At 73.2% G+C, this 12,083-nt stretch carries 8 protein-coding genes; 3 read left to right on the forward strand and 5 right to left on the reverse strand.

Translation table 11 applies throughout. The features are described from left to right. The first annotated feature begins 128 nt into the window (after positions 1-128). Together LX83_RS03240 and LX83_RS03245 are read left to right on the forward strand one after the other, a co-directional pair. Positions 129-1,403, forward strand: a complete 1,275-nt coding sequence (locus LX83_RS03240) for a glycosyltransferase 87 family protein (protein WP_253766751.1) — start codon at positions 129-131, stop codon at positions 1,401-1,403. Between the two features lie 297 nt (positions 1,404-1,700). Next, positions 1,701-4,532, forward strand: coding sequence for an aconitate hydratase (locus LX83_RS03245; RefSeq protein ID WP_253766753.1), 2,832 nt, complete (start codon positions 1,701-1,703; stop codon positions 4,530-4,532). Positions 4,533-4,619: 87 nt separating this feature from the next. Here LX83_RS03245 and LX83_RS03250 read toward each other — a convergent pair whose 3' ends face one another. The 5 genes from LX83_RS03250 to LX83_RS03270 all read right to left on the reverse strand — a co-directional run bounded on the left by LX83_RS03250 (position 4,620) and on the right by LX83_RS03270 (position 10,753). Next, positions 4,620-6,233: an alpha/beta hydrolase gene (locus LX83_RS03250; protein WP_253767008.1), complete on the reverse strand. Its 1,614-nt coding sequence runs from the start codon at positions 6,231-6,233 to the stop codon at positions 4,620-4,622. A 176-nt stretch (positions 6,234-6,409) separates the two neighbouring features. Continuing rightward, complete coding sequence (egtD, locus tag LX83_RS03255) at positions 6,410-7,390, reverse strand: L-histidine N(alpha)-methyltransferase (RefSeq protein WP_253766755.1); 981 nt, start codon at positions 7,388-7,390, stop codon at positions 6,410-6,412. Further along, positions 7,387-8,175 carry an ergothioneine biosynthesis protein EgtC gene (egtC, locus tag LX83_RS03260; RefSeq protein ID WP_253766758.1) on the reverse strand — a complete coding sequence of 263 codons (789 nt, stop codon included), beginning with the start codon at positions 8,173-8,175 and terminating at the stop codon, positions 7,387-7,389. The genes egtD and egtC overlap by 4 nt, the downstream gene beginning before the upstream one ends. Positions 8,176-8,177: 2 nt before the next feature. Continuing rightward, entirely contained in the window at positions 8,178-9,500 is a 1,323-nt protein-coding gene (egtB, locus tag LX83_RS03265; RefSeq protein ID WP_407649469.1) for an ergothioneine biosynthesis protein EgtB, read from the reverse strand. 29 nt (positions 9,501-9,529) lie between these two features. After that, positions 9,530-10,753, reverse strand: a complete 1,224-nt coding sequence (locus LX83_RS03270; protein WP_407649462.1) for a glutamate-cysteine ligase family protein — start codon at positions 10,751-10,753, stop codon at positions 9,530-9,532. A 314-nt stretch (positions 10,754-11,067) separates the two neighbouring features. Between LX83_RS03270 and LX83_RS03275 the strand changes: the two genes are divergently transcribed. Then, positions 11,068-11,664, forward strand: a complete 597-nt coding sequence (locus LX83_RS03275) for a TetR/AcrR family transcriptional regulator (protein ID WP_253766762.1) — start codon at positions 11,068-11,070, stop codon at positions 11,662-11,664. The last annotated feature ends 419 nt before the right edge of the window (positions 11,665-12,083 follow it).

Consider the following 12,083-nt stretch of genomic DNA (forward strand, 5'->3'; position numbering starts at 1 on the left):
CGGGGAGCAGGTGAAGACACCACCTCGGCACGACGTGGTCGGACCCGGGAATTCCTAGCGTCATCGCGTGTCCACACCGGACACCTCCGGAGTTGGTTTCCGCTGATGAGCGCGAGGAACGCAGACCCATGCCGTGGTTGTCACCGACCTTGTCCCGCCCGGCCACCCGCCAGGGGCCGCCGGCCGCGCTCCGGCCGCCCGGTGCTGTGCTGGCGCTGGCCGCGGGGGTCGCGGTGCTGGCGCTGGTGTACTGGGTCGGCGGCGTGGCCGTGGGCACGGACAGTTCCGTCTACCGGGCCGGCGCGCTGGCGATGTGGCGGGGCGAGCCGCTGTACGGGCCGCTGCCCGAGGCGACCGGCGGGCTGCTGTTCACCTACCCGCCGGTGGCGGCCCTGCTGTTCGGTCCGTTCGCGGTGCTGCCCGGTCCGCTGGTGTGGGGGCTGCTCGGCGTGTTCTCGCTGCTGGCGCTGGGCACCGTCGTCCGGGTGGCGCTGGGTCCGGCCGGCCACCGGCTGCGCTGGTGGGGGTGGGCAGTGGTGGTCGGCGCCGGGCTGGCCGCCGAGCCGGTGTGGCGCACGCTGGGTTTCGGGCAGGTCAACCTGGTGCTGCTGGCCCTGGTCGTGGTGGATGTGCTGGTCCTGCGGGGCAGTCGGGGCGCCGGGCTGCTGACCGGGCTGGCCGCCGCGGTCAAGCTCACCCCGCTGGTCTTCGTCGGGCACCTGTGGTTGACCGGGCGACGCGCGGACGCCGGCCGGGCCCTGGCCGCCTTCGGCCTGTGCCACGCGGTGGGCGGGGTGCTGCTGCCGGGGGATTCGCTGCGGTACTGGACGGTGGTGGTGCTCGACCCGAGCCGGCCGGGCGACAACGCGTACTGGGGCAACCAGTCGCTCAACGGGCTGGTGCACCGGTTGGCCGGCGGGGCGGACTGGGCGCTGGTGCTGTCCGGGGCGCTGGGTGTGGGGGTGCTGGCCGTGGGCGCGCTGGTGGTGTCCGGGCGGTGGCGGGCGGCGGCGCCGCTGGATCCGCTGGCCGCGCTGCTGGTCACCGCGGGCTGCGGCCTGCTGGTCAGCCCGGTCTCCTGGACCCACCACTGGGTGTGGGTGGTGCCGCTCGGGTGTTGGCTGGCCCGCCCACTGCTGGCCCGCCCACTGCTGGCCGCGGCTCCGGTGGCGCGGCGCTGGCCGCCGGTGCTGGCGCTGGCCGCGCTGGGCGTGGTGTTCACCGGCTGGTGCTGGTGGCTGGTGCCGGGTGGCGGCCACGCCGAGCTGGCCTGGACCCCGCTTGAGTCGGTGGTCGGCAACTCCTACGCGCTGGCCGGGCTGGTCGGGCTGGCCGCCGTGCTGTCGCTGGTCCGGCGCGGCCGGGCGGCGGACCGGCGGTGCGAGGTGGCCGCGGCGCGCTGAGTCACGGCCCGTTCCGGAGCCGGTGTGCTCGCCGGGCACGGGTGTCCGGTGACCGGCCACAGCCAGCTCCTCCCAGATGCTGGTCGATCCTTCTCATGATGTGATCCAAGGTCGCTTGAACCCATATATAGGACACGCGTACTGTTTAGGGCAGAGGGCCCTGTCTGCGCACCGGGCGCGAGTGCGCGAGACTCGGCCAGTGGGGTTGCCACGCGGCCCTTCCCGAACCGAACTGACTGACTTGCGCGGATCGGCTGGTGAGAGCCAGCCGAGAGCCAGGGACGACGCCGTCGCTACATGGAGTTGGACGTGACTGCACCAGCGAGCAAGGACAGCTTCGGCGCCCGGTCCACGTTGACAGTGGGTGACGCCTCCTACGAGGTGTTCCGCCTCAACGCGGTCAAGGGTGCCGAGCGCCTGCCGTACAGCCTGAAGATCCTGCTGGAAAACCTGCTGCGCACCGAGGACGGCGCGAACATCACCGCCGACCACATCACCGCGCTCGCCAACTGGGACCCCAGCGCCCAGCCAGCCACCGAGATCCAGTTCACCCCCGCCCGGGTGGTGATGCAGGACTTCACCGGCGTGCCGTGCGTGGTGGACCTGGCGACCATGCGCGAGGCCGTCACCCAGCTGGGCGGCGACCCGGCCAAGGTGAACCCGCTGGCCCCGGCCGAGCTGGTGATCGACCACTCGGTGATCGCCGACATCTTCGGCCGGCCGGACGCGTTCGAACTCAACGTGGACCTGGAGTACGAGCGCAACAAGGAGCGCTACCAGTTCCTGCGCTGGGGCCAGAGCGCCTTCGACGAGTTCAAGGTGGTCCCGCCGGGCACCGGCATCGTGCACCAGGTGAACATCGAGCACCTGGCCCGCGTGGTGATGACCAGGGGCGGCCAGGCCTACCCGGACACGCTGGTGGGCACGGACAGCCACACCACCATGGTCAACGGCATCGGCGTGCTCGGCTGGGGCGTCGGCGGCATCGAGGCCGAGGCGGCCATGCTCGGCCAGCCGGTGTCCATGCTGATCCCCCGGGTCGTCGGCTTCAAGCTGCACGGCGAGCTGCCCGCCGGCGCCACCGCCACCGACCTGGTGCTGACCATCACCGAGATGCTGCGCAAGCACGGCGTGGTCGGCAAGTTCGTCGAGTTCTACGGCTCGGGCGTGGGTGCCGTGCCGCTGGCCAACCGGGCCACCATCGGCAACATGAGCCCGGAGTTCGGCTCGACCTGCGCGATCTTCCCGATCGACCAGGAGACCATCGACTACCTGAAGCTGACCGGCCGCTCCGCCGAGCAGCTGGCCCTGGTCGAGGCCTACGCCAAGGAGCAGGGCCTGTGGCACGACCCCGAGGCTGAGCCGGCCTACTCCGAGCACCTGGAGCTGGACCTGGCCACCGTGGTCCCGTCGATCGCCGGCCCCAAGCGCCCGCAGGACCGCATCGAGCTGGCCTCGGCCAAGCAGGCGTTCCGCGCCGCCCTTGGCGACTACGTCACCGACCACGTCGAGCAGTCCACCACCGGCTCCCCGGTGGACGAGGCCTCCGCCGAGTCCTTCCCGGCCAGTGACGCGCCCGCCTACGGCCACGACGACAACGGCGCCGGCAAGCCCGCGGTGGTCAACTCGGCCGCGCAGGGCGGCGAGGGCCGGCCGAGCCGGCCGACCCGGGTCACCGTGGACGGCAACACCTTCGAGCTGGACCACGGCGCGGTGGCGATCGCGGCGATCACCTCCTGCACCAACACGTCCAACCCGTCGGTGATGATCGGCGCCGCGCTGCTGGCCAAGAAGGCCGTGGAGCGCGGTCTGGAGCGCAAGCCCTGGGTGAAGACCACGCTGGCGCCCGGCTCCAAGGTGGTCATGGACTACTACGAGCGCGCCGGCCTGCTGCCCTACCTGGAGAAGCTCGGCTTCCACCTGGTCGGCTACGGCTGCACCACCTGCATCGGCAACTCCGGTCCGCTGCAGGAGGAGATCTCGGCCGCGGTGCAGGAGAACGACCTGGCCGTGGTCTCGGTGCTGTCCGGCAACCGCAACTTCGAGGGCCGGATCAACCCGGACGTCAAGATGAACTACCTGGCCAGCCCGCCGCTGGTGGTGGCGTACGCGCTGGCCGGCTCGATGGACCGGGACCTGGTCAGCGAGCCGCTGGGCACCGACCCCAACGGCCAGCCGGTCTACCTGTCCGACATCTGGCCGTCGCCGCAGGAGATCCAGGACGTGATCGCCTCGTCGATCTCCTCGGAGATGTTCAGCAAGGACTACGCCGACGTGTTCGCCGGCGACCAGCGCTGGCAGTCGCTGCCCACGCCCACCGGCAAGACCTTCGAGTGGGCCGAGGACTCCACCTACGTGCGCAAGCCCCCGTACTTCGAGGGCATGCAGCAGGAGCCGGCCCCGGTGACCGACATCGCCGGTGCCCGGGTGCTCGCGCTGCTCGGCGACTCGGTGACCACCGACCACATCTCCCCGGCCGGTGCCATCAAGGTCGACTCGCCCGCCGGCAAGTACCTGACCGAGCACGGGGTTGAGCGCAAGGACTTCAACTCCTACGGCTCGCGGCGCGGCAACCACGAGGTGATGATCCGCGGCACCTTCGCCAACATCCGGCTGCGCAACCTGCTGCTGGACGGCGTGCAGGGTGGCTACACCCGCAACTTCCTGGCCGGCGGCGAGCAGACCACCATCTACGACGCGTCCGTGGCCTACGCCGAGGCGGGCGTGCCGCTGGTGGTGCTGGCCGGCAAGGAGTACGGCTCGGGTTCGTCCCGCGACTGGGCGGCCAAGGGCACGGCCCTGCTGGGCGTGCGCGCGGTGATCGCCGAGTCCTTCGAGCGCATCCACCGGTCCAACCTGATCGGCATGGGCGTGCTGCCGCTGCAGTTCCCCGAGGGCCAGACCGCGGCGTCGCTGGGCCTGACCGGCACGGAGACCTTCGCCATCGCCGGGATCACCGCGCTGAACAGCGGCGAGACCCCGAGCACCGTCAAGGTCACCGCGACCAAGGAGGACGGCGGCACCGTCGAGTTCGACGCGGTGGTGCGCATCGACACCCCGGGTGAGGCCGACTACTACCGCAACGGCGGCATCATGCAGTACGTGCTGCGCAAGATGGTGCGCAGCTGAGCCCGCGCGGGTGAGCACAACGGGCCCCGCCCCGGCGGGGCCCGAAAACACAACGGGCCGTCCGGTCACGGACGGCCCGTTGTGCTGTCACCCGGTGACCGACTCGAACGGCTGTCGGTCGGGTTGGCAGACCAGTCCCTCGGCCGGCACGACCAGGTCGGTGAGGTAGCGGGCGGCAGCCTGGTCGACGCACTGGCTGTCGCCGAGGATGGTGTGGCCGAAGGCGTCCACGCTGACCAGCCGGGCCGAGCCCAGTTCGGCAACCATGCGGCGGGCGAAGTCGTAGCGGGTGGCCGGGTCGTAGTAGTTGCCGATGACCAGCACGGGGGTGGCGGTCGGCCGGTTCCACGGTCCCCGGTAGCGGTCGGGGTGGGCGACCGGCCAGCTCCCGCAGGGCAGCGGGTCGAACGCCTGGCCGCGGCCGAAGGTCGGTGACTCGCGCTCCCACCGGTCGGCCAGCGCGGGGAACAGCTCCGGCACCCGGGGGAACGGCTTGTCCAGGCAGTTCACCCCGAAGTAGGAGTCGTCACCGGTGTAGGGCGCGTCGCCGCCGGCCAGCGGCAGCTGGTCGCGCAGGCCACCGGGCACGGCCGTGGTGAACAGGCTGGCCGCGTGCGGGGCCACCGCCATGCTGGTGGCGGTGCCGGGGAAGATCACCAGGTAGAGGTCGAGCAGGGCGCCGGCCAGCTGGAGGAAGGACTCCGGCGAGTACAGGTTGCCGCCCACCTGCTCGGTGAAGGTGGCGAAGCTGATCTGGCTGCCGTCGGGCAGGGTGACCGGCCCGCGCCGCAGCCGGTCCCGGATCTGGTCGAACCGCTGTCGCGGGCTGCCCTCGCTGAACGCACAGGCCGGGCCGGCCTGGGCGCACCGGGTGAGGAAGCCGTCCAGGGCGATCTCGAAGCCCTGCGCCCGCTGCCGGTCGTAGGTCACGCCGTCGCTGGTGCGCAGTGCCGGGTCGACGCTGCCGTCCAGCACGAGCGCCCTGGTGCGCTCCGGGTAGAGGTTGGCGTAGGTGGCGCCGATCAGCGTGCCGTAGGAGAAGCCGAGGAAGGACAGCCGCTCGTCGCCCACGGCCTGGCGGATCAGGTCGAGGTCGCGGGCCACGTCGTGGGTGGTCATGTGCGCGATCAGCGCTCCGGCGTTGGCGGCGCACGCCGCGGTGTACTCCCGGCTGGCCGCGACCGTGCCGGTGATCTCCGGCCAGCTCAGCGGGGCGGTCAGCATCCGGTCGAGCACGGCGTCGGCCTGCTCGGCCGTGGTGAAGCAGCGCAGTGGCGCGCTGCGCGCCACCCCGCGCGGGTCGAAGCCGACCAGGTCGAACCGGGCCAGCACCTCCGGCCGCAGCACCCCCTCGGCCGAGATGGGCGTGCGCAGGCCGCTGCCGCCCGGCCCACCCGGGTTCAGCACCAGCGACCCGATGCGGTGCGCCGGGTCGTCGGCGGCGCGGCGCATCAGGGCCAGCCCGATCGTGCCCTGCCCCGGGTCGTCGTGGTCCACCGGCACCGGCAGCGTGGCGCAGCTCAGCCGGGCGCGCTGCTCGTCGGGAACGCCGGTGAGCACGTCCTCGGGACAGCGCGTCCAGGTCAGCGGCTCGGCGGCCGCCGGGGTGGCCGGGCCGTGCTGGGCGGATGCCGCGCTGGCGGGGTGGCCGGTCAGGCCGGTTCCGGCGGTCAGCGCGGTGGCCAGCAGCACCGCCATCATCCTCGTCGCCCTAATTGTCACGTAAAGTAGATTGTCAGCCGCGCAGCGTGTCCGCATCCGCCAGGGCGACGCTTTCCCGCCCAGCGATCAGCCGACCAGGCTCAACCGACCAGCGCTCAACCGACCAGCGCTCAGCCGACCAGGCTCAGCCACCAGAGCCGCCCAGCCAGCCGCCCTCAACCGCCGGCCCGGGCCAGGGACACGCCGAACCGCCGCTGGTCATCGGTCCACCAGTGGCGCAGCCCGAACCCGGCCTCGGCGAGTTCGGCGGCCACCCGCTCCCGGCGGAACTTCGCCGAGATCTCGGTGCGCAGCTCCTCCCCCTGGTCGAAGGACACCACCAGGTCGAGGTCGGGCACCTGGACCGTCATGTCCCGCTCGGCGCGCAACCGCATCTCGATCCACTCCCGCTCGGCGTCCCACAGCGCGACGTGCTGGAACGCGGACACCTCGAAGGTGGCGCCCAGTTCCCGGTTGAGCACCCGGAGCACGTTGCGGTTGAACTCGGCGGTGACGCCCCGGGCGTCGTCGTAGGCGCGCACCAGCACGCCCGGGTCCTTGACCAGGTCGGTGCCCAGCAGCAGCCACTCGCCGGGCGCGAGCACGTCCCGGACCGAGCGCAGGAACTTGATCCGCTCGTCGGGCAGCAGGTTGCCGATGGTGCCGCCCAGGAAGGCCACCATCCGGGTGCCCTCGCCGGGCAGCACCCCGAGGTGCTCGGTGAAGTCGCCCACCACCCCGTGCACGGCCAGGCCCGGGTAGTCGGCGGTGATGGCGGCGGCCGAGGCGGTCAGCGCCGAGGCGGACACGTCCAGGGGGACGAACCAGCGCAGCGTGCCCTCGGCGCGCAGCGCGTCCAGCAGCAGCCTGGTCTTGGCCGAGGAGCCGGAACCCAGCTCCACCAGGGTGTGCGCGCCGGTCCGGGCCGCGATCACCCCCGCCGCGGCGGCCAGCACCGAGCGCTCCGCCCTGGTCGGGTAGTACTCGGGCAGCTCGGTGATCTGGTCGAACAGCTCACTGCCCCGGGTGTCGTAGAACCACTTGGGCGGCAACCACTTCGGCCGACTGGTGAGTCCGGTGTGGACGTCGGCGCGCAGCAGCGCGGCCACCTGGTCGGCGCGCTGCCGGATCTCGATCACGGGTTCTGGTGTGCTCATCCGGTCCTCCGCTGGGTGTGGTCGACGCCGATCGGCACGATGTCCACAGTGGCTGCGCCGGTGGCCGTGCCCGCCCTGGCCACCACCAGGTGCCCCTCGGCGACGGCCCGCCAGCCGGGGTCGTCGTCCCACGGCTCGGAGGCGACCACCACCGCCTCCGGGGTGCGCAGCACGGACAGGGCGTGCGTCCACGCGGTGGCGGCCAGCACGTGCCCGTCGGTGAGCATCAGGTTCAGCCGGGAGTTCGGGGCGTCCTCGGCCACCCGCTCCACCAGCCAGGCCAGCACCTGTCCGGGTGGGTCGCCCCGGCGCAGCCGGTGCCGCGCCAGCGCCCACAGCAGGGCCGAGTCGGTGGGCGCGTCCAGGCTCAGCAGCTCGGTGACGGGCAGGGTGGCGGCCAGCCCGGCCAGCGAGTCGGGCCAGCCGGCCACCACCCCGTTGTGGCTGAACAGCCACGGGCCGTCGGTGAACGGCGCGCACGCGGTCTCCACCACGGGCATGCCGATCGTGCCGGAGCGCACCGCGGCCAGCACCGCGCCGGAGGAGATCACCCGCGCCAGCCGGGGCAGGTCGGCGTCGGCCCAGATCGGCACGGTCCGCCGGTACCGGGCCGGTTCCGGCTGGCCAGGCGCGTACCAGCCGACGCCGAAGCCGTCGGCGTTGATGGTGCCGCCGCCGCGCATGTCCGCGGGCGCCCAGGACTGGCGTTCCAGTGAGTGCGGGTGGTTCAGCAGCAGGTCGGCCAGGGGCACGGGCGGGCCCAGGTAACCGAGGTGGCGGCACACGGCTAGGCCAACTCCTCGGGCCGGGCGTCGCGGGCGGTGCGGAACCCGGCGAAGATCTGCCGGCGGATGGGGAAGTCCCAGTTGCGGAACGTCCCCCGGCAGGCCACCTGGTCGGTGCCGAACGAGCCGCCGCGCAGCACCTTGTACTCGCCGCCGAAGAACACCTGGGAGTACTCCGGGTAGGGGAACACCGAGAAGCCCGGGTAGCCGTGGAAGTCGGTGCTGGTCCACTCCCACACGTCACCGATGAGCTGGTGCACGCCCAGCGGCGACGCGCCGCGCGGGTAGGCGCCGACCGGCGCCGGCCGCAGGTGCCGCTGGCCGAGGTTGGCCCGGTCCGGCCCGGGGTCGGTGTCCCCCCAGGGGTAGCGGCGGGACCGGCCGGTGGCCGGGTCGTGGCGGGCGGCCTTCTCCCACTCGGCCTCGGTGGGCAGCCGCCGGCCCGCCCACCGCGCGTACGCCTCGGCCTCGTGGTAGCAGACGTGCACCACGGGCTCGTCCGGCGGCACCGGCTCCACCACGCCGAACCGGGTGCGCAGCCAGCCCGAACCGTCCCGCCGCCAGAACCGGGGCGCGCTCAGGTCGGCGCGCTGGCGGTGCGCCCAGCCCTCCTGGCTCCACCACCTCGGCTCGGCGTAGCCGCCGGCGTCGATGAACTCCAGGTACCGCCCGTTGGTCACCGGTGTGGTGTCCAGGAAGAACGCGGGCACGTGCACCTGGTGCGCCGGCCGCTCGTTGTCCAGCGCCCACGGCTCGGTGGAGGTGCCCATGGTGAACACCCCGCCCGGGATCAGCACCTCGGCCGGCAGCGGGCCGGCGCTGGCGGCCGGCGGGTCCGGGGCGTGCAGCACGGGCGGCCCGGACCGGAGCTGGTGGGTGGCCAGCATGGTCTCGTCGTGCTGCTGCTCGTGCTGGGCGATCATGCCGAACGCGAAGCCGTGGTCGACCAGCCGGTGGCCGGACAGGGCGCTGGCCGCGAGCACGTCCAGTGCCTTGTCCCGGACCTGGCGCACGTAGCCGCGCGCCTCGGCCGGCCCGAGCAGGGGCAGTGCCGGCCGGTCGGCCCTGGCGTGGCGGAACGCGTCGTAGAGTTCGTCGATGTCCTGGCGCACCGGCTCGCGTCCACCCACGTCGCGGACCAGCCACAGCTCCTCCTGGCTGCCCACGTGGGCGAGGTCCCAGACCAGGGGCGACATCAGCCGGGAGTGCTGGCGCACCAGGTCGTGCTCGTCCACCGCGTCGGTGAGCAGCGCGGTGCGCTCCCGGGCGCGGACCAGCTGGTCGGCCACGTGCTGGCGCAGCCGCTCGGTGTCGAGTTGCTGGATCGGGTGAGTACTGGTCACCTCGGATCACCTCATCGGGTGCTAGTGGCGAGTGTGCGGTTGAGGTCCTCGGCCACGGACTCGGCCAGTGCGGCGCCGATACCGGTCTCGGGCAGCGCCTGACAGCCCAGCTCGACCACGGCGGCGGCGGCCCTGGCCAGGGGCGGGTCGGCCAGCCCGAACCGGGCGGCGTGCAGCCACCGCCGGGCCACCGGCTCGGTGGCGGCCAGCACCTGGTCGACCCGCTGCTCGGTGCCGAGCAGGGCGACCAGCAGCGCCACCGGCGCCACCCACCGGCCCGGCCGCGGCGTGTCCAGGTAGCGGATCTCCAGGTAGCCGTGCGGCCGGACGGGCGGGAACATCGTGGTCAGGTGGTAGTCCAGGTCGGCGGTGGTGGGTGGCTCGGGCAGCGCGCCGGCCAGCCAGTCGGCGAAGCTCACCCCGCGCGGCACCCGCCAGTCACCGCCGGGGCGGCGGCGTAACAGCAGCGGGGTGTCCAGCACCCGGCGCGCCCAGTCGGCCGCCGGGTCGGCGGTGACCGCGCACGGCCGGCTGCGCGCCGGGTCAGTGCCGTAGCAGGCACGCAGCCGGGCCGAGGCCCAGTCGGCGCGCTGCCCGGCGATGCCCGGCGAGTTCGCGAACAGCGCGCCCAGCACGGGGCCCAGCGCGTGCACCGCGGCCCAGCGCCGGGCGAACCCGCCGCGTTCACCCGCGTCCACGCAGACCTGCAGGCCGGCGGTGGCGCACATCATCAGCCGACCGTCCGGGCCGAGCGCGTCGAAGGCGGCTTCCATGGCGTCGTAGCGGGGCACCCGCAGCAGCCGGCGGGGCGGCCGGTGGGCGTCGGCCCCGCGCTCGCCCAGCACCAGGCCGGCCGGGCGGAGCAGGTCGGTGACGTGGCCGATGTCCTCGGCGGTGGCGCGCAGCAGCTCGGCGAGGTGGGCGCGCGGTGGGGGTGAGATCTCGACCTGGCCGCCGGGTTCCACCGTGAGTGGGGAACCGCTCGGCAGCGGTCGGTGCGGGCTGTCCGGGTTGAGCGTGGGTGGTGCGTGTGGTCCGAGCGCGGCGGCGAGGTGGGTGGCCTCCAGCGGCCGGCTCGGGTCGGTGGCGTGGTGCACGGTCCATTCGAGTTCGACGCCGAACAGCCGTGGTGGACCGTGTTTGAAGCAGATCGACGCGACATAGGCCTCGGCCGCGGCGCGGGAGCGCAGACGGACCGGGGCCGGTTCGGTGGCGACAACGTCTCGCAGCGTCACAACGACCACTCCCCGTGATCAGTCGCTGCATGACGGTACCCGGCGAACCGGTCGGTCGCACCCTGACGGGCGAGTGTTCGCGCTCAGTTCAGGTCCGCGCCCGGTTCGGGTCTCAGGTCCGCGCCCGGTTCACGTCGAGGGGGAAGACCCGGTCGTTGTTGGCCGCGCCGTCGCAGTCGGCGCTGGTGGTGGGCTGCGGACCAGGCGCAGCGGCGGGCGGGTGAAGCACCGGTTTCCCCGGTCGGGTGGGCGCGCGGAGTCCAATCCGTACGTACGGATTGGACCTGAGGGTCTTTGGCTGGAACGATCGCGCTGTGCCCAGGGTCAGTCAGGACCACCTCGATGCTCGCCGCCGCCAGATCCTCGACGGCTCGCGGTCCTGTTTTGCCCGCTTCGGCTACGAGGGCGCGACCGTGCGCCGGCTGGAGGAGGCGACCGGGTTGTCCCGGGGCGCGATCTTCCACCACTTCCGGGACAAGGAGTCGCTGTTCCTCGCGCTCGCCGAGGACGACGCCCACCGGATGGCCGAGGTCGTGGCCGAGCAGGGTCTGGTGCAGGTGATGCGGGACCTGCTGTCGTCCCCGCGGCCGCCGCGGGAGGCCGAGCACCCGGCCGACTGGCTGGGCACCCGCCTGGAGGTGTCCCGGCGGCTGCGCACCGACCCGGAGTTCCGGGCCCGGTGGGCGGAGCGGTCCCAGCAGCTCACCCAGGCGACCAGGGAGCGGCTGGCGCGCCAGCGCGAGGCCGGCAAGCTGCGCGACGACGTGGACATCGACGTGCTGACCAGCTTCCTGGAACTGGTGCTCGAGGGCCTGGTGTCCCACCTGGCGATGGGTCTGCCGGCCGACGACCTGGAACCGGTGCTGGACCTGGTCGAGGAAACCGTGCGCCGACACCGCCGCGGCAGCTGAGCCGGCCGAGCGGGATCTCGGCGTCTGCTCGGGCGTTCCCATGCCCCCACCCACCACCGGGGGGCGCGCCCCTGGCCAGCCTACTCAGCCCCGGTGCGTGGGGGTAGGGCGACGACGGGGGCTGTGGACAACCCGAGCTGCTGGCACCTTTCGCGGTGCCCGGTTGTCCACAGCAGGGCGGTTCGCGCACCCGGCCGGTCACCACCAGCACCAGGATCACCACCAGCACCACGGTCACCAGGTCACCGCCGGCACCACGGTCACCGCGGGCACCAGGACTGCACCCGATCACCGCCAGCACCAGGATCACCACCAGCACCCTCGGTCACCGCCAGCACCAGGACCGTCACGGCACAGCGGGGTCACCACGAGCACAGCCCGTCGTCCACGGCGGAGCGGGGTCGGGCTGGCGACGGCGA

The sequence above is a fragment of the Goodfellowiella coeruleoviolacea genome (genome assembly GCF_024171785.1).
GTDB classification, from domain to species: Bacteria; Actinomycetota; Actinomycetes; order Mycobacteriales; family Pseudonocardiaceae; genus Goodfellowiella; species Goodfellowiella coeruleoviolacea.